This window comes from Salipiger sp. ABN3_019, assembly GCF_056158605.1.
Map to the genome: position 1 here is coordinate 265,922 of NZ_JBSWTP010000009.1, position 17,452 is coordinate 283,373.

Consider the following 17,452-nt stretch of genomic DNA (forward strand, 5'->3'; position numbering starts at 1 on the left):
TGGCCGCCCGCCACCGGGCGGCGTTGACACTTACCAACCTGCCGCTTACATCGCCTGAAGGCTCTGCAAGGCCGGTCGTTCCCCTGTGTCATATGGGTTGAGTGCGAGGCGGGCAAGCGGATGCCTCACGCAGAACACGACTTTGTCAGACAGGACAGGCAGGCCACATGCTCGGAATGGGAAAACTCGCGCGGAAGGTGTTCGGCACCCCGAACGACCGCAAGATCAAGGCCACCCGACCGCTGATCGCAGAAATAAACGCGCTGGAACCCGAGTTCGAGGCTCTGGACGACGCCGGTCTGATCGCCAAGACCGAAGAGTTCCGCAAGCGGGTCGCCGGGGGTGAAAGCCTCGACAAACTGCTGCCCGAAGCCTTCGCCAACTGCCGCGAGGCAGCCAAGCGGGCGCTTGGTCTGCGCGCCTTCGATGTGCAGCTGATGGGCGGTGTTTTCCTGCATCAAGGTAACATCTCCGAGATGAAGACCGGCGAGGGCAAGACGCTCGTAGCCACCTTCCCCTCCTATCTCAACGCCCTCTCGGGCAAGAGCGTGCACGTGGTGACGGTGAACGATTACCTCGCCCGCCGCGACGCCGAGTGGATGTCGAAGGTCTTTGCCGCGCTCGGCATGACCACCGGCGTGGTCTACCCGCAGCAGCCCGAGGCCGAAAAGAAACAGGCCTATGCCTGCGACATCACCTACGCCACCAACAACGAGCTGGGCTTCGACTACCTGCGCGACAACATGAAGTCCGAGCTGGACCAGATGATGCAGCGTGGCCATGGCTTTGCTGTGGTCGACGAGGTGGACTCGATCCTCATCGACGAGGCCCGCACGCCGCTGATCATCTCCGGCCCGAGCCAGGACCGTTCGGATCTTTATGTGGCCATCGACCGGCTGATCCCCGAACTGCCCGCCGACGCCTATACGCTCGACGAAAAGACACGCAACGTCACCTTCACCGATGAAGGCAACGAGGCGCTCGAGGATATGCTGCACCGCCGCGGCATCCTGCCCGAGGGCCAGACGCTCTATGACCCGGAAAGCACCACGGTGGTGCACCACGTCAATCAGGGCCTGCGCGCACATAAGCTCTACACCCGCGACAAGGACTATATCGTCCGCGACGGGCAGGTGGTGCTGATCGACGAATTCACTGGCCGCATGATGGCGGGCCGCCGTCTGTCGGACGGTCTGCATCAGGCGATCGAGGCGAAGGAGGGCTGCCAGATCCAGCCCGAGAACGTCACCCTCGCCAGCGTGACTTTCCAGAACTACTTCCGCCTCTATGGCAAGCTGTCGGGCATGACCGGCACCGCGCTGACCGAGGCCGAGGAATTTGCCGAGATCTACAAGCTCGGCGTGGTCGAAGTGCCGACCAACCGCCCGATCGCGCGGATCGATGACGACGACAAAGTCTATCGCACCGCTGGCGAGAAATACGCCGCGATCACCGAAGAGATCAAAGCGGCGCATGAGAAGGGCCAGCCGGTCCTCGTCGGCACCACCTCGATCGAGAAATCCGAGATGCTCTCGCAGCTGCTGACGCAGGCCGGGCTGAAGCACAATGTGCTCAACGCCCGCCAGCACGAGCAGGAAGCGCAGATCGTCGCCGACGCGGGCAAGCTGGGCGCGATCACCATTGCGACCAACATGGCCGGCCGCGGCACCGACATCAAACTTGGCGGCAACTTCGAGTTTCAGGTGATGGAGGCCATCGCCGCCGATCCCGAAGCCGACCCCGAGGACATCCGCCAGCGGCTCGAGACCGAGCACGCCAAGGCCGAGGCCGAGGTGAAGGAAGCTGGCGGTCTTTTCGTTCTGGCCACCGAGCGCCACGAAAGCCGCCGCATCGACAACCAGCTGCGCGGCCGTTCCGGCCGTCAGGGGGACCCGGGCCGCAGCTCGTTCTACCTGTCGCTCGAAGACGACCTGATGCGCATCTTCGGCTCCGAACGGCTCGACAAGGTGCTCTCGAAGCTGGGCATGAAAGAAGGCGAGGCGATCATCCACCCGTGGGTGAACAAGTCGCTGGAACGCGCGCAGGCGAAGGTCGAGGGCCGCAACTTCGACATTCGTAAGCAGCTGCTGAAATTCGACGACGTGATGAACGACCAGCGTAAGGTGATCTTTGCGCAGCGTCTGGAGATCATGGAAGCGCAGGACCTCTCGGAAATCGCCGAGGACATGCGCCACGAGGTGATCGACGAGCTGGTCGAGACCTATGCCCCCGCCAAGGCCTATGCCGACCAGTGGGACATGCAGGGCCTCTATGCCGCCTGTATCGAAAAGCTGGGCATCGACCTGCCGGTCATCGCTTGGGGCGAGGAAGAGGGCGTCGACGCCGAAACCATCCGCGAGCGTATCGAAGAGGCCACCGACAAGCAGATGGCCGAAAAGGCCGAAGCCTTCGGCCCCGACACCATGCGCCAGATCGAAAAGCAGGTGCTGCTGCAGACCATCGACACCAAATGGCGCGAGCACCTTCTGACGCTGGAGCACCTGCGCTCGGTCGTGGGCTTCCGCGGCTATGCGCAGCGCGACCCGCTCAACGAGTACAAGACCGAGGCCTTCCAGCTGTTCGAGTCGATGCTCGAGTTGCTGCGCGAGCGCGTGACCGAACAGCTTGGCCGCGTCCGCCCGATGACCGAGGACGAGCAAAAGCAGATGCTGCAGCAGATGGCCGCGCAGCAGGCCCAGCAGCAGCAGATCGCCGAGCAGGCTAAGGCCGTGGGTCCGAGCGAGAATGCCGCCACGCCCGAAGCGCATGAGCCGCTGGTCGATGGTTTCGACGAGACCGACCCGGCGACTTGGGGCAACCCGAGCCGCAACGACCCCTGCCCCTGCGGCTCGGGCAAGAAGTTCAAGCACTGCCACGGCAGCCTCTGAACCGGTCAGATCGGCTGACGTAACAACGGGGCGGGTCCGCGCGATATGTCGCGGGCCCGCCCCGATGACTCCGCGGCTTCGCCCAATCAGCGCCTCTTTTCGAAGACAGACTGTTTCCCAGATCAGTTCGAGCGGCCGAGTCTCTGGCCGCGGTTCAGAGTGACGGGGGAGTTCGCAATGGGACGGATGAAAACCTACAGACTTGCGGCAGTGACCATTGGCGCGGCGCTGAGCATCGGCTTTGCCATGCAGCAGCATGATGCGCGCAGCCCAAAGCCCGCCGCCCTGCAGATCGCGCAGATCGAAGACACCTCTTCGGCTGCGCCGCTCCGGCTGCCCGCCGACCGCGCCGCCGAAGCCGCCCTGCCCCCCGCACAGCTGCATCTTGCCGCCGCGGTGACAGAGCCCGCCCTCGGCACGCCGAGCCTGCCCGAAGAGACCTCTCTGGAAGCGGCCGATTGCAGCGTGACGATGAGCGCGCGCACTGGCGCTGGTGCCATCGTCGCCTTGGATATCGATGCGCCCTGCTACGCCTCCGAGCGTGTCACCATCCACCACAACGGGCTGATGTTCACCGAGGTGACCCAACCCGACGGGACGCTGCGGGTGAAGGTTCCGGCTCTGGCGGAACATGCGCTTTTCATTGCCTCTTTCGCCAATGGCGATGGCCAGACGGCGATCGCCGAGGTTCCCGCCCTGCCCTTCTATGATCGGGTGGTGCTGCAGTGGCGCGGTGACAGCGGCCTGATGCTGCATGCCAATGAGTTCGGCGCCCGCGATGAAGATCAGGGCCATATCTGGGCCGCCGCCGCGGGCGATCTGACCCGCACCGCGCAGGGCGAAGGCGGCTTTATGACCCGCCTCGGGGACGCCGAAAGCCCCGACCCGCTGATCGCCGAGGTTTACACATTCCCCGCCGCCGCCGCGAAGAAGGCAGGCGCCGTGGCGCTGACCATCGAGGCCGAGATCACCGGGGCCAACTGCGGCCAGCAGATCGAAGCGCAGACGCTGGAGCGCCGCCTCGGCGACAAGCTGCGGGCGCGCGATCTTACGCTCGCGATCCCCGATTGCAGCACCACAGGCGACTTTCTGGTGTTGAAAAACCTGCTCGAAGACCTGAAGATCGCCGCAAAGTAGAACGAGCGGTCAAGAGGCCCAGATGAGACAGGTCCGTGCGGCGATCATCGCCGCACTTTTCATTCCGGGCGCCCTGCTCGCCTCGGGTCTGGGCACCGCGGCTGCTGCGCAGGACGTCACCCTGCGCTCGCGCGATGGCGGTATCGAGCTGAGCGGCACCATGCTTGGCTTTGATGGAGAGTTCTATCGCATCGACAGCCGCTATGGCGAGCTCACCGTCGACAGCTCTGGCGTGCTCTGCGAAGGCGTCGGCTGCCCCTCCCTCACCGATTTCGTCGCCGAGATGCGCATCTCGGGCGCGGCGACCATGGGCGATCTGCTGATGCCTGCGCTGATCGAGAGCTTTGTGCAGCGCAACGATTACACCGTCACGCACAGCACATTGACCGAGGGCGGCACCCGCTTCACCCTCAGCGATCCCGAACGGGTGATCGGACGCTTCGACGTCGCCCCATCCAGCACCGACGAGGGCTTTGCCGATCTGCTGGCCGATGAGGCGGACATCGCCATCGCCCTGCGCGCCATTCGCCCGGCAGAGCAGGAGCTTGCGCGCGCCGCCGGTCTCGGCGACCTCAGCGAGCCCAACCGCAGCCGCGTGCTGGCGCTGGATGCGCTGATCCCGGTGGTCGCGCCAGACAATCCCGTGGGCGCAGTGACCCTGCCCGATCTGGCGCATGTCCTGTCGGGCGAGATCGACAATTGGCAGGCGCTTGGCGGACCGGATGCGCCGATCGTGCTGCATCTGCCGCCCGAAGGCTCGGGACTGGTGCAGGCGCTCGAGGACCGGCTTTTGCAGCCCCCCTCCCTCAGCCTGCGCAGCGCCGAAACCAAACGTCACGCCACCGCCCCCGAGCTTGCCGAGGCGGTCACCGGCGATCCGCTCGGCCTCGGGTTCATCAGCGCCGCCGAGGTTGGCAACGCCCGACCCTTGGTGCTCACCGGCAGCTGCGGTTTTCATCTGCGCGGCACACGGCAGGCGATCAAGACCGAAGACTACCCGCTGACCATGCCGGTCTTCGTCTACCTGCCCGCGCGGCGGTTGCCAAAGCTGGCCCGCGAGTTTCTGGAGTTCACCCGCTCGGCCCCGGCGCAGATCGTCATCCGCCGCGCCGGTTTTGTCGATCAGGCCCCCGAGGAACTGCCGCTCGACGCGCAGGGCGACCGGCTCGCAAATGCGGTACAGGTGGCCGAGGGCGAAGACGGGCTGGGCGAGCTGAAACGGCTGGTTACCACACTGGCGCCGATGCGGCGGCTGACCACCTCCTTCCGCTTCGAGCCCAATTCCGCGCGCCTCGACGCGCAGTCGCGCTCCAACGTGCAGCAACTGGCCCGCGCGCTGGAACTGGGCGACTACGACGGGCGCACGCTGGTGTTCGTCGGCTTCTCGGATGGTCAGGGACCCGCCGCCGGAAACCTCGAGATCGCGGCGGAGCGCGCAGCTTCGGTGCGCGATGCGGTGCGTTCGGCGGCAGAGGCCACGGACCTTGCGGGCATCACGCTGGAGACCGATGCCTTCGGCGAGGCCATGCCCATGGCCTGCGACGAGACGGTCTGGGGCCGTCAGGTGAACCGCCGCGTCGAGGTTTGGCTCCGCTGAGCTAAAGCAGCCCTTCGGCCCGAAAGCTCAGCTCGCGCGAGCGCCCGATCACCAGATGATCGTGCAGCGTGATGTCCATGACACCCGCCGCCGCCTCGATCTGCGCGGTCATGTCGATGTCGGCGCTGCTGGGTGTGGGATCGCCAGAGGGATGGTTGTGCACGAGGATCAGCGCGCTGGCGTTAAGCTCGAGCGCGCGTTTCACCACCTCGCGCGGGTAGACGGGCACGTGATCCACCGTGCCCCGCGCCTGCGCCTCATCGGCGATCAGCACGTTCTTGCGGTCCAGAAACAGGATGCGGAACTGCTCTGTCTCGGCGTGCGCCATGGCGGTCTGACAATAGTCCAGCAGCGCCTCCCAAGAGCTGACCACGGGCCGTTGCAGCACCCGGCTGCGGGCAAGCCTGTGCGCCGCCGCCTCGACGATCTTCAGTTCCGTCACCACCGCATCGCCCACGCCCTGAACATCGCGCAGTCGCGCGGGCGGGGCCGAGACCACGCCGTTGAAATCGCCGAACCGCTCAAACAGGCGGCGCGCCAGCGGTTTCACGTCTTGCCGGGGGATCGCGCGAAAGAGCACCAGTTCGAGCAATTCGTAATCCGGCAGCGCCTCTGCCCCGCCCTGCAGGAACCGCTCGCGCAGGCGCTTGCGATGATCGCGGATGTAGGACGGCAGCGCGCGCGTGCCCGGCACCGGCTGCACCGGCGCCTCGTCGTGGGCGAAGAGCGTGGGCTGGCTGTCCGAGAAATGGCGCGGGCGGGTCATCGCTTCAGCATGGCGGCAGCGTGGTTAGAAAAGCGTTAAGCGCCATCCGTGCGGACAAACGAAAACGGCGCGGGAGACCCCGCGCCGCTTCCCGAAGTCTCTAGAGCCGTGGCTCAGCCCTTCATCGAGTCCCAGAACCCTTTGACCGAAGAAAAGAAGCTCTTCGACTCGGGGTTGTTGTCCTCGGACTGTCCCTCGAACTCGCGCAGCAGTTCCTTCTGACGCGAGGTGAGGTTGACCGGCGTTTCCACCGCCAGTTCGATGAACATGTCACCGGTGCCGCCGCCACGCAGCGAGGGCATGCCCTTGCCACGCAGGCGCATCTGACGACCGGACTGGCTGCCCGCAGGGATTTTCACCCGGCTGCGGCCGCCGTCGATCGTCGGCACCTCGATGTCGCCGCCAAGCGCGGCGGTGGTCATCGACACCGGCACGCGGCAGTGCAACTCGGTGCTCTCACGCTCGAAGATCTCGTGTTTCTTCACCTCGATGAAGATGTAGAGATCGCCCGGAGGCCCGCCACGCATGCCCGCCTCGCCCTCACCGGCCAGACGGATACGGGTGCCGGTCTCGACCCCTGCGGGGATGTTCACCGACAGCGAGCGCTCTTTTTGCACCCGGCCCTGACCGCCACAGGCGTTACAGGGGTTCTTGATGATCTGGCCCAGTCCCGAACAGGTGGGACAGGTGCGCTCGACGGTAAAGAAGCCCTGCGTGGCGCGGACCTTGCCCATGCCCGAACAGGTCGGACAGGTCACCGGCTCCGCGCCGCCTTCGGCGCCCGAACCGTGGCACTCGCCACATTGCACCGAGGTCGGCACATTGATGGTCTTTTGCAGGCCGCCGTAGGCCTCTTCGAGCGTCACACGCAGGTTGTAGCGCAGGTCGGCCCCGCGCGCTGCGCGCGTCCGTCCGCCACCGCCACCGCGGCCACCGCCCATGAAGTCGCCGAAGAGATCGTCGAACACGTCGGAGAAGGCCGAGGCGAAGTCGCCCTGCTGGCCGAACCCGCCGCCGCCCGGACGGCCACCGCCACCCATGCCACCCTCAAAGGCGGCGTGGCCGAACCGGTCGTAAGCTGCCTTCTTGTCGGCGTCCTTGAGGACCTCATAGGCCTCGTTCACTTCCTTGAACTGAGCTTCAGCGTCAGGGTTGTCCGCGTTCCGGTCGGGGTGAAGTTCCTTCGCCTTCTTGCGATAGCCCTTCTTGATCTCGTCCGCGGAGGCCCCTTTGGCGACGCCGAGCAGCTCGTAATAGTCACGCTTGGACATCCATGCCCTCCTTGGCCCGGAACAGAAAAGGGCCGGTCCGGCATCCGGACCGGCCCCCGTCTGGTTCCGCTATGGCTTAGCTGCGCTTGCGGTCATCGAGGTCTTCGAAATCCGCGTCCACGATGTTGTCGTCATCCGCCGGGCCCGACTTGTCGGCGTCACCGGCATCGGCTTCGGGGGTGCTGTCACCCTCTTCGGCCTGCGCCTTGTAGATCGCCTCGCCCAGACGCATGGCCGCTTCGGTCACGTTCTGGATGCCAGCCTTCAGCTTCTCGCCGGTGATGTCGTCCTTCTCGAGGTCGTCCTTGAGCGCCGACAGCGCCAGTTCGATGGCCTCGATGGTGGACGGATCGACCTTGTCGCCGTGGTCCTCGATCGATTTCTCGGTCGAGTGGATGAGGCTTTCCGCTTGGTTGCGGGCCTCGACCAGCTCTTTGCGAGCCTTGTCCGCCTCGGCGTTCTCCTCGGCGTCCTGCACCATCTTCTCGATGTCGGCGTCCGACAGGCCGCCCGACGCCTGAATGGTGATCTTCTGCTCTTTGTTCGTGCCTTTGTCTTTGGCCGAAACAGAGACGATGCCGTTGGCGTCGATGTCGAAGGTCACCTCGATCTGCGGCAGACCGCGCGGTGCCGGCGGGATGTCCTCGAGGTTGAACTGGCCGAGCAGCTTGTTGTCGGCAGCCATCTCGCGCTCACCCTGGAAGACGCGGATCGTCACGGCCGACTGGTTGTCTTCGGCGGTGGAGAAGATCTGCGACTTCTTGGTCGGGATCGTGGTGTTGCGGTCGATCAGGCGGGTGAACACGCCACCCAGCGTCTCGATGCCCAGCGACAGCGGGGTCACGTCGAGCAGAACCACGTCCTTCACGTCACCCTGCAGAACACCGGCCTGAATGGCGGCGCCCATGGCAACCACTTCGTCCGGGTTCACACCCTTGTGCGGCTCTTTGCCGAAGAACTTCGTCACTTCTTCGAAGACTTTCGGCATACGGGTCTGACCGCCGACCAGAACAACCTCGTCGATCTCGTCTTTGGTGAGGCCAGCATCCTTCAGCGCGGCCTGGCACGGCTTGATCGAGGCTTTGATCAGGTCCGACACGAGGCTTTCCAGCTTCGCACGGGTCAGCTTCATGACCATGTGCAGCGGCTGGCCGTTCGAGCCCATCGAGATGAACGGCTGGTTGATCTCGGTCTGGCTGGAGCTGGACAGTTCGATCTTGGCCTTTTCCGCAGCTTCCTTGAGACGCTGCAGGGCCATCTTGTCCTTGGTCAGGTCGACCTGGTGCTCTTTTTTGAACTCATCCGCGAGGTAGTTCACGATCCGCATGTCGAAGTCTTCACCGCCGAGGAACGTGTCGCCGTTGGTGGATTTCACTTCAAACAGGCCATCGTCGATCTCGAGGATGGTCACGTCGAACGTACCGCCGCCAAGGTCGTAGACGGCGATCGTCTTCAACTCTTTCTTGTCGAGGCCATAGGCCAGCGCAGCCGCGGTCGGCTCGTTGATGATGCGCAGCACTTCGAGGCCAGCGATCTTACCGGCGTCTTTCGTCGCCTGACGCTGCTGGTCGTTGAAGTATGCGGGAACGGTGATGACCGCTTGGGTCACCTCTTCGCCAAGATAGCTCTCGGCGGTTTCCTTCATCTTACCCAGGATGAAGGCAGAGATTTGCGACGGCGAGTATTTCTCGCCCTTGGCTTCAACCCAGGCATCGCCATTGCCGCCGTCCACGATTTTATAGGGGACGATGTTCTGGTCTTTGGTCACTTCCGCATCGGTGGTGCGGCGACCGATCAGACGCTTGACGGCGAAGATGGTGGCTTCGGGGTTGGTCACGGCCTGCCGCTTTGCGGGCTGGCCAACAAGACGTTCGTCGTCGGTGAAGGCGACGATCGACGGGGTGGTACGTGCGCCTTCGGCGTTTTCGATCACGCGTGCCTGGCTGCCGTCCATGATGGCGACGCAGGAGTTCGTGGTGCCGAGGTCGATACCGATCACTTTGCCCATGATTCGATCCCTTTCCAATTCAAGGCGATGACGCGAGGCGTTCGGACCCGTTACGGCATCCTGCCCCGCTTGTTTCAGAAGCCGTCCGGCGGGGGCCTCGCGGCGTTCGAAGGGTATATAAGGAGGGGGTTTGAACGCTGCAAGCGGCTGTGGCGAGGCTTTGCCTGCATTTGGGGGGAAATTCTTTGCACGCCGTGGCGGAATGCCACAAAACGGGGCCATGACGTCCCCTCTCGACATCCGCGGCTTCAAACTCTTTCAGGGTTTTCTCGACCGGCCTGCGCAGGAAGCGCTGGTCGAAACCCTGCGCGCGCTGCTGCGGCAGGCGCCGCTCTACCAGCCGGTGACGCCGCGCGGGCAGAAAATGTCGGTGCGGATGAGCGCGGCGGGGCGTTTCGGCTGGATCACCGACCGGCGCGGCTATCGCTACGAGCCCCGCCACCCCGAGGGCATGGACTGGCCACCGATTCCCGAAGAGGTGCTGGCGATCTGGCGCGAGGTCTCGGGCGCGGCGCGCGAGCCCGAGTGCTGCCTGATCAACTGGTACGGGATGGGCGCCCGCATGGGGTTGCATCAGGACAAGGACGAGGCGGATTTTTCCTGCCCCGTGGTCTCGGTCTCGCTCGGCGACGAGGGGCTTTTCCGCATGGGCAACGAGACGCGCGGCGGCAAGACCGAGTTGGTCTGGCTGAAATCCGGCGACGTGGTGGTCATGGGCGGCGAGGCCCGGCTGCGCCATCACGGCGTCGACCGTATCCGCTTTGGCTCGTCGAGCCTGCTGCCGCAGGGCGGACGGATCAATCTGACGCTGCGCGTGGTGACTTAGCGCAAAAGTTCGCAGCAGCCGCCATAGGTGCCGGTGACCCGGCCCGTCATCACCAGCACCGCCGATAGCCCGTAAAGCCGGTCGGACATGCCGTCGCTGCATTCGGCCTCGGGGCTGGCCACCAGCACCGCCTGCAGATCGTCTGCCCCCGCCACCACCGAGAACGGGCGGGTCATGCCGCTGGCGGTCTCGATCGGGCCGGCAAGCAATGTGGCGCTGCTGTCGGGGGTCTGCCACGTGGCGCTGTCCTCTTGCCGCGCCTCATAGGACCAGAACGGCTCGGTCCCGAAACAGCGCAGCCCGGCGACCTGCGGAAGCGTGCCCTCTGCCGCGGCCGAAAGGAACGACATGGAAACCCAGCCCACCCCCTCGCCGGTCACGACGCGGCCCCATGTGCCCGCGTCGTTCAGCGCACTGACCTGCACATCCGTTGCCGTGGGCGCGAGCGTATCAAGTATCTCGGCGTCGGCTGCGGGCGCCGCGCGCACATTCAGCAGATCATCCGCCGTCACGCCCGAAACATCGTAAAAGCCCGGCAGGTCTTGGGCCGAAACGGCGCTGGCCGCCAGCACAGCTGCCGCGATGATGAGATGTCGCATGGGGGCCTCCTCCCGAAACGCGCCTTTGGGGTTAGAGTGCGAAGCTTTGCCGATGCAGTCCAGTTTTTCCGTCGGATCAGGCTTTCTGTCGCGCCAATTCTCTGTCGGATCAGGCTTTCTGTCTGGGTCGGCCCGCGCTTTAGCGCCTTGCCGCCCAAGAGGCCGAGGCATGTTTGCGGGTGTAGAACTCGCCCATGAGACCGATCATGATCAGCACGATCGACACCCAAAGCGCGTATTCCCAACTGGAGTTGCGAGGGAAGTAGTTGGAGAAGGCGTAGCCACGCGACTGATCGATGGTGTGGAACAGCGGGTTCCAGTCGAAGATCGCCAGCATCCCCGGCGTCAGCGAGTTGGCCACGAACATCTTGCCCGAGGCGATCATGTTGGCACGCTGATAGACCGTGGTGATGATCGACACCGGCGTCGGGAACCACGGCTTGGCGGCCAGCAGCACCATGCCAATCGCCGCCCCCGAGAACCACGACAGCAGCAGCATCGCCATGGCACCGATGGGATCGTGAATCTCGGACATGACGAAGGGATTGAAGGCCACGTCATAGACGAACAGGATCGCAAAGAGCGACAGGATCTGAATGTAGAGCGTCGAGAGCATGGCCGCGGCGATGGAGATCGCAGTGTTCATCGGCGCGTGCTGCATCATCGGGCTCGCCGGACCTTCGGACCCGGCGACCGCGCCCAGCGTCTTGGTGTGGGTCATATAGAGGAACACGCCGGTCATGATGTAGATCATGAAGTCGCCGCGGATCGCCGTGCCGCGCATCCCCAGAATGTGGAACATGAAGTAGAAGGCCAGAACGAAGATGATCGTCTGCAGCATGTTCATGAAGATCGCCATGAAGGCGTTGCCATGGCTCTTGCGCACCGCCCGGACCGAATTGTGGTAGATCAGCTCACTGATGTAGATGGCCGATCCCAGCCGAGAGCGCGGCTTTGAGGTCTGAAACATGGCAACACTGCTCCGGTACTGGCGGAAAAGGACGGGTCTTCTTGCCCATCTAGACGCAGCGCAGCATAAGAGTCGCAGGCCTTCAAATCAATAAATCCGCGCAGCGGAAGGGAGTACCGCCTTGAATTACGAGAATCTTGTTGCCGTGATCCGACGCCTTGCCCTCGAGGCTGGGGACAAGATCATGGAAATTTATAATTCCGATGATTTCGAAGTTAAGTCCAAGTCCGACGCCAGCCCGGTCACCGAAGCCGACGAAGCCGCAGATGAACTGATCTCTGCGGGCCTGCGTGAGGCTTTCCCCGATCTGCCGCTGGTGACCGAAGAGCAGGCCGACAGCCATGAGGTCGACGCGATGACCTTCCTCATCGTCGATCCGCTCGACGGCACCAAGGAATTCGTCAACCGCCGCGGCGATTTCACCGTGAACATCGCGCTGGTGGAAAACGGCGTGCCGACCATGGGCGTGGTCTACGCGCCGGCCCGCGACCGCATGTTCTACACCGACAGCGTCGGCAAATCGGTCGAGGAAATGGGCCCCTTCGACAAGGAGACCCCCGGCGAGACCAAGCCGATCAAGGTCAGCGACCCGGACAATTCGGCGCTGCTCGTGGTCGCCTCGAAGTCGCACCGCGATCAGGCGACGGACGATTACATCAGCAAATACAGCACCGCCGACATGAAGAGCGCGGGCTCGTCGCTGAAGTTCTGCCTCGTGGCCACCGGCGAGGCCGATATCTATCCGCGCCTTGGCCGGACGATGGAATGGGACACCGCCGCGGGCCAGGCCGTGCTGCAGGGCGCGGGTGGCCGAGTGGTGCGCTTTGATGATCACACGCCGCTGTCCTACGGCAAGCCGGGTTTCGCCAACCCGTTCTTCATCGCCTACTCGCCCGATGTCGCGCTGAAAGAGGCGTGAGCCGGGCATGACCGCCCTGCCGGTCAGCGTGGTGATCGTGAGCCGTGGACGCCCCGCGGCGCTCGATCTTTGCCTGACCGGCGTTGCGCAGCTCGATCACCCGGCCTTCGAGGTCGTGGTGGTCGCCTGCCCCGAGGGGGCCGCCGCCGTCGCGGCCCGCCCGGACCTGCCGCATATCAAGCTCATCCCCTTCGACGAACCGAATATCTCCGCGGCCCGCAACCTCGGTATCGCGCAGGCTGCGGGAGAGATTGTTGCTTTCATCGACGATGACGCGGTGCCCGAGCCGCTCTGGCTGCATCACCTCTGCGCCCCTTTCGCCGACCCCAACGTCGCCGCCGCCGGAGGCTATGTGCGCGGCCGCAATGGCATCTCCTTCCAATGGCGCGGGCGCTCGATTGGCGCCGATCTGCGCGAGGAAGACTTGCGGCTCGACGCGCCGGGCCCGCATCTTCCGGATCTGCCCGCAGGCCGGACGGTCAAGCTGCAGGGCACCAATATGGCCCATCGCCGCGACCTGCTGGCGCGCATGGGCGGTTTCGACCCTGCTTTCCGCTTCTATCTGGATGAGACGGACCTCGATCTGCGCCATGCCGCCGCCGGGCATCGGGTGGCCGTCGCTCCGCTGGCCGAGGTGCACCACGGCTACGCCGCCAGCGCCCACCGCGGCGCCGACCGCACGCCGCGCGACCTGAGCGAGATCGGCGCCTCGATCCATGCCTTCCTGCTCCGACATCTCCCGGTTGAACAGCATCCCGCGGTCTGGGCCGCCCAGCGCAGCGCGCAGCGGGACCGTCTTCTGCGGCTGATGCAGCGCGGTCCGCTGAATGCCGACGACGTGCACCGCTTGCTCAAGGGCCTCGACCGTGGCTGGCAAGACGGCGCCGCGCGGCCTGCTGCGCCGCTGCCCCCCATCGGGCGCAGCCCCTCTCCCTTTCTGCCCCATCCCGGTCGCCCCGGGGCTCGGCGTGTCACATTGAGCGGGCCAATATGGCACCGCGAGGCCCTGCGGCAGCAAGCGGAGCGCCGCGCAAAAGCAGGCGAGATTGTGACGCTCTACCGGTTTTCCCACACCGCCCTATACCACCGCGTCCGTTTCAACCCGGGCGGATACTGGGAGCAGACCGGAGGGCTCTACGGCCGCAGTCTGCGCAGTGCCAATCTTTTGCAATTCTACCGCTTTTCCGCCCGCGTCCGCGCCGAAAATTCCCGCGTTTCTGGCGCAAGGGGCGCGGTAGGCAAATTCGCGCTCCACAGGCCGTAGATTTACTTTTACGCTCTCAGGACAATATGATTGTTATCAATTGATTCATGCTGACCTCTCTGTGCTCAGCGCACGTCCAAGGAGCAAAATTCATGTCGCGCAAAGTTACAAAAGCGATCTTTCCCGTCGCGGGTTTGGGCACCCGCTTCCTGCCCGCAACCAAGTCGGTTCCCAAGGAAATCATGACGCTGGTCGATCGCCCGCTGGTCCAATACGCGATCGACGAAGCCCGCGCCGCAGGCATCAAGGAATTCATCTTCGTCACCTCGCGCGGCAAGGGTGCGCTCGAGGATTATTTCGACCACGCGCCGCAACTCGAGCGCGAGCTTGAAGCCAAGGGCAAGGACAAGCTGCTCGAAACGCTGCGCTCCACCAACATGGATTCCGGCGAGATTGCCTACATCCGTCAGCACAAGGCGCTCGGCCTTGGCCACGCGATCTGGTGTGCGCGCCGCCTGATCGGCGATGAGCCCTTTGCCGTCATGCTGCCCGACGACGTGATCGCCGCCGACAAGCCCTGCCTGCAGCAGATGGTCGAAGCTTATCAGGAAGTGGGCGGCAATATGGTTGCGGCCATGGAAGTGCCTGCCGACAAGGCCTCCTCCTACGGCATCCTCGACGTGCAGGAAGACATGGGCTCGCTGGTCTCGGTCAAAGGCATGGTCGAAAAGCCCGCCGCCGGAACCGCGCCGTCGAACCTCGCGGTGATCGGTCGCTATATCCTGTCGCCGCAGATTCTGCAGAACCTCGAAGACAAGCAGGTCGGCGCCGGCGGCGAGATCCAGCTGACCGACGCGATCGCCAAGCAGATCGGCAGCGAAGACGACGGTGTCTACGGCTTCCGCTTCAACGGCCAGCGCTTCGACTGCGGCTCCAAGGCGGGCTTCCTGCAGGCGACCGTGTCCTTCGGTCTGGAGCGCGACGAGCTGCGCGACGATCTCGAGGCGTATCTGCACGAGGTCATTTCCTCGCGCAAAGCCGCGCAGTAACGTCTGTAGTCACATCTGATGGCAAATGTTCTGGTGACGGGGGGCGCGGGCTATATCGGCTCGCACGCCTGTAAAGCTTTGAGACAGGCAGGGTATACGCCTGTCACTTATGATAATCTCGTCACCGGCTGGGAACAGGCGGTGAAATTCGGCCCCTTCGAGAAGGGCAGCCTCTCGGACCGCGCGCGGCTCGACGAGGTCTTCGCCAAGTACCAGCCCATCGCGGTCATGCATTTCGCCGCGCTCAGCCAGGTCGGCGAAGCCATGTCCCAGCCTGGTCTCTACTGGCGCAACAATGTCGAAGGCTCGCTGACGCTGATCGAAGCCGCCTGCGCTGCGGGCTGCAAGAACTTCGTCTTCTCCTCGACCTGCGCCACCTATGGCGAGCATGACAATGTGGTGCTCGATGAAGAGACGCCGCAAATCCCGCTCAACGCCTATGGCGCGTCCAAGCGGGCGGTAGAGAACATCCTGCGCGACTTCGCGGCGTCGGACGGGCTGAACCACGTGATCTTCCGCTACTTCAACGTGGCGGGTGCCGACCCCGAGGGCGAGGTGGGCGAGCATCACCGCCCCGAGACGCACCTTATCCCGGTGATGCTCGAGGCGATCGACGGCAAGCGCCCGGCGCTGACCATCCATGGCACCGATTACGACACGCCGGACGGCACCTGCATCCGCGACTATGTGCATGTGATGGATCTGGTGGACGCGCACGTACTGGGGCTGAAATGGCTCGAGGCGGGCAAGCCCTCTTCGGTGTTCAACCTTGGCACTGGCAAGGGCTTCTCGGTGCGCGAGGTGATCGACGCATCGCGCGCCGTCACCAACCGCGAGGTGCCGCATTCGGAAGGACCGCGCCGCGCCGGGGATGCCACAAAGCTTGTGTCGGGCTCAACCCGCGCATTGGCCGAGCTTGGCTGGGAACCGGCACGCTCGACCATGCCAAAGATGATCGAAGATGCGTGGAACTGGCACCTCAACGGGCACTACGATCACTGAGGTGACGCCCCCTCCGGCACGCTTGCTGGATTTGACGCGGCTCGCCAGTCGCGCAGGGCGGGTGATGACCGGCGTGGACCGCGTTGAATATGCCTATCTGGACCGGCTCCTGCAGGAGCCGGTTCCGCTTTTTGCGCTGGTCAAAACCTCTCTGGGTTACTTGCTGCTGGACCGCACCGGCTGCGCCGAGATGAAGCGGCGGCTCGACGCACAGGACTGGCCCGATCCCGATCTTCTGGCCCGCATGGCCCGCCGAAATGACCCGGCCCGCGCCGGCGCCGAAATGGCGCTGCGCCGCGCCGCATGTGCTCGCGCCCTGCCTGCGCGTCTCGGACCGATGTTGCGGCGTCACCTGCCTGCGGGAGCCGTCTATCTCAACACCGGGCACAGCAATTTCTCGGACCGGGTGATCGCGGCGCTGCGCCAGTTGCCTGAGATTAAGATCGCGGTGCTGCTGCACGACACGATCCCGCTCGACTGGCCGCAGTTCCAGCGCGAAGGCAGTGTCGAGACCTTTGCCGCCTTCCTGCGCCGGGTGGGCCAAAGCGCCGATCTGGTGATCTGCAATTCCGAGGTGACCCGCCGCGATATGCTGCGGCACCTTTCAGGGCAACGCACCCCCAAAAGCATCGTCGCGCATCTGGGTGTGCCCCGCCCCGCGCCCGGCACAGCGCCGCAAGGGCCATGGACCGGCGCGCCCTATTTCGTCGTGCTCGGCACCATCGAGCCGCGCAAGAACCATGCGCTGCTTTTGGACATCTGGCGTGACCTCGCGCCGCCCGCGCATCTGCTGATCTGCGGCCAGCGCGGTTGGAGAAACGAGGATGTCTTTGCCGCGCTCGACGCGGGCCTCCCGCGCGTTCACGAGCTGCCCGGCCTGAGCGACGCAGAGATCGCCGCCCTGCTGCGGCAAAGCGCGGGGCTGCTCTTCCCCAGCCATGCCGAAGGCTATGGCCTTCCCCCGGTCGAAGCAGCGGCGCTTGGCGTGCCCGTGCTCAGCGCGCCACTGCCCGTGGTGCAGGAGGTTCTGGGCGACAATCCGGTTTACGCAGACGAATCGGACCGATATCTTTGGGCCTCAAGAATAAGGCAAATGGCCAAAGGGTATCGGGCGCAACCGGACGAGGCGGTTCAGGAGCGGGGAGCTTTCACCCCGCCAAGCTGGGACGCCCATTTCAAAGCCGTGTTAACCCTGATTTGATAGCTGGCGCCAAGC

At 64.6% G+C, this 17,452-nt stretch carries 14 protein-coding genes; 9 read left to right on the top strand and 5 right to left on the bottom strand.

Features of this window, described 5'->3' with window-relative positions; genetic code table 11:
- Window positions 1-167 precede the first annotated feature (167 nt).
- The 3 genes from secA to ACXAD2_RS09375 all read left to right on the top strand — a co-directional run bounded on the left by secA (window position 168) and on the right by ACXAD2_RS09375 (window position 5,622).
- Window positions 168-2,888, top strand: a complete 2,721-nt coding sequence (secA, locus tag ACXAD2_RS09365) for a preprotein translocase subunit SecA (RefSeq protein ID WP_475169292.1) — start codon at window positions 168-170, stop codon at window positions 2,886-2,888.
- Between the two features lie 177 nt (window positions 2,889-3,065).
- Entirely contained in the window at window positions 3,066-4,025 is a 960-nt protein-coding gene (locus tag ACXAD2_RS09370; RefSeq protein ID WP_475169294.1) for a translocase, read from the top strand.
- 22 nt (window positions 4,026-4,047) lie between these two features.
- A complete protein-coding gene (locus tag ACXAD2_RS09375) occupies window positions 4,048-5,622 on the top strand; it encodes a phosphate ABC transporter substrate-binding/OmpA family protein (protein ID WP_475169296.1) in 1,575 nt (524 codons plus the stop codon).
- 1 nt (window position 5,623) lies between these two features.
- Here ACXAD2_RS09375 and radC read toward each other — a convergent pair whose 3' ends face one another.
- The 3 genes from radC to dnaK form a co-directional block, all read right to left on the bottom strand.
- Window positions 5,624-6,388 carry a RadC family protein gene (radC, locus tag ACXAD2_RS09380; protein ID WP_475169297.1) on the bottom strand — a complete coding sequence of 255 codons (765 nt, stop codon included), beginning with the start codon at window positions 6,386-6,388 and terminating at the stop codon, window positions 5,624-5,626.
- 113 nt (window positions 6,389-6,501) lie between these two features.
- Window positions 6,502-7,659 carry a molecular chaperone DnaJ gene (dnaJ, locus tag ACXAD2_RS09385; RefSeq protein ID WP_224903582.1) on the bottom strand — a complete coding sequence of 386 codons (1,158 nt, stop codon included), beginning with the start codon at window positions 7,657-7,659 and terminating at the stop codon, window positions 6,502-6,504.
- A gap of 76 nt (window positions 7,660-7,735) precedes the next feature.
- The gene (gene dnaK / locus ACXAD2_RS09390; protein ID WP_475169298.1) at window positions 7,736-9,667 is read right to left on the bottom strand and encodes a molecular chaperone DnaK; all 1,932 of its coding nucleotides are present in this window, start codon (window positions 9,665-9,667) and stop codon (window positions 7,736-7,738) included.
- A gap of 220 nt (window positions 9,668-9,887) precedes the next feature.
- On the opposite strand from dnaK, the gene ACXAD2_RS09395 reads away from it, so the two are divergent.
- Window positions 9,888-10,493 carry an alpha-ketoglutarate-dependent dioxygenase AlkB family protein gene (locus tag ACXAD2_RS09395; RefSeq protein ID WP_475169299.1) on the top strand — a complete coding sequence of 202 codons (606 nt, stop codon included), beginning with the start codon at window positions 9,888-9,890 and terminating at the stop codon, window positions 10,491-10,493.
- Here ACXAD2_RS09395 and ACXAD2_RS09400 read toward each other — a convergent pair.
- Window positions 10,490-11,092 carry a COG3650 family protein gene (locus ACXAD2_RS09400; protein ID WP_475169300.1) on the bottom strand — a complete coding sequence of 201 codons (603 nt, stop codon included), beginning with the start codon at window positions 11,090-11,092 and terminating at the stop codon, window positions 10,490-10,492. The two genes, ACXAD2_RS09395 and ACXAD2_RS09400, sit on opposite strands and share 4 nt — an antisense overlap.
- A gap of 139 nt (window positions 11,093-11,231) precedes the next feature.
- A complete protein-coding gene (locus ACXAD2_RS09405; protein ID WP_066104207.1) occupies window positions 11,232-12,062 on the bottom strand; it encodes an ABC transporter permease in 831 nt (276 codons plus the stop codon).
- A 121-nt stretch (window positions 12,063-12,183) separates the two neighbouring features.
- Between ACXAD2_RS09405 and cysQ the strand changes: the two genes are divergently transcribed.
- From cysQ to ACXAD2_RS09430, 5 genes are all read left to right on the top strand, one after another.
- Complete coding sequence (gene cysQ / locus ACXAD2_RS09410; RefSeq protein ID WP_066104204.1) at window positions 12,184-12,981, top strand: 3'(2'),5'-bisphosphate nucleotidase CysQ; 798 nt, start codon at window positions 12,184-12,186, stop codon at window positions 12,979-12,981.
- 7 nt (window positions 12,982-12,988) lie between these two features.
- Window positions 12,989-14,245: a glycosyltransferase family 2 protein gene (locus ACXAD2_RS09415; protein WP_475169302.1), complete on the top strand. Its 1,257-nt coding sequence runs from the start codon at window positions 12,989-12,991 to the stop codon at window positions 14,243-14,245.
- A 92-nt stretch (window positions 14,246-14,337) separates the two neighbouring features.
- Entirely contained in the window at window positions 14,338-15,234 is an 897-nt protein-coding gene (gene galU, locus ACXAD2_RS09420; protein ID WP_475169303.1) for a UTP--glucose-1-phosphate uridylyltransferase GalU, read from the top strand.
- An 18-nt stretch (window positions 15,235-15,252) separates the two neighbouring features.
- The gene (galE, locus tag ACXAD2_RS09425; protein ID WP_066104195.1) at window positions 15,253-16,236 is read left to right on the top strand and encodes a UDP-glucose 4-epimerase GalE; all 984 of its coding nucleotides are present in this window, start codon (window positions 15,253-15,255) and stop codon (window positions 16,234-16,236) included.
- A gap of 64 nt (window positions 16,237-16,300) precedes the next feature.
- On the top strand, window positions 16,301-17,437 hold the full coding sequence (locus ACXAD2_RS09430) for a glycosyltransferase family 4 protein (RefSeq protein ID WP_475169306.1): 1,137 nt from the start codon (window positions 16,301-16,303) through the stop codon (window positions 17,435-17,437).
- The last annotated feature ends 15 nt before the right edge of the window (window positions 17,438-17,452 follow it).

Coding starts and splice junctions, on each gene's coding strand:
- galE (WP_066104195.1), top strand. CDS start 15,253: ATGGCAAATGTTCTGGTGACGGGGGGCGCGGGCTATATCGGCTCGCAC.
- ACXAD2_RS09405 (WP_066104207.1), bottom strand. CDS start 12,062: ATGTTTCAGACCTCAAAGCCGCGCTCTCGGCTGGGATCGGCCATCTAC.
- dnaJ (WP_224903582.1), bottom strand. CDS start 7,659: ATGTCCAAGCGTGACTATTACGAGCTGCTCGGCGTCGCCAAAGGGGCC.
- ACXAD2_RS09395 (WP_475169299.1), top strand. CDS start 9,888: ATGACGTCCCCTCTCGACATCCGCGGCTTCAAACTCTTTCAGGGTTTT.
- secA (WP_475169292.1), top strand. CDS start 168: ATGCTCGGAATGGGAAAACTCGCGCGGAAGGTGTTCGGCACCCCGAAC.
- ACXAD2_RS09430 (WP_475169306.1), top strand. CDS start 16,301: ATGACCGGCGTGGACCGCGTTGAATATGCCTATCTGGACCGGCTCCTG.
- ACXAD2_RS09415 (WP_475169302.1), top strand. CDS start 12,989: ATGACCGCCCTGCCGGTCAGCGTGGTGATCGTGAGCCGTGGACGCCCC.
- galU (WP_475169303.1), top strand. CDS start 14,338: ATGTCGCGCAAAGTTACAAAAGCGATCTTTCCCGTCGCGGGTTTGGGC.
- radC (WP_475169297.1), bottom strand. CDS start 6,388: ATGACCCGCCCGCGCCATTTCTCGGACAGCCAGCCCACGCTCTTCGCC.
- ACXAD2_RS09400 (WP_475169300.1), bottom strand. CDS start 11,092: ATGCGACATCTCATCATCGCGGCAGCTGTGCTGGCGGCCAGCGCCGTT.
- ACXAD2_RS09375 (WP_475169296.1), top strand. CDS start 4,048: ATGAGACAGGTCCGTGCGGCGATCATCGCCGCACTTTTCATTCCGGGC.
- dnaK (WP_475169298.1), bottom strand. CDS start 9,667: ATGGGCAAAGTGATCGGTATCGACCTCGGCACCACGAACTCCTGCGTC.
- ACXAD2_RS09370 (WP_475169294.1), top strand. CDS start 3,066: ATGGGACGGATGAAAACCTACAGACTTGCGGCAGTGACCATTGGCGCG.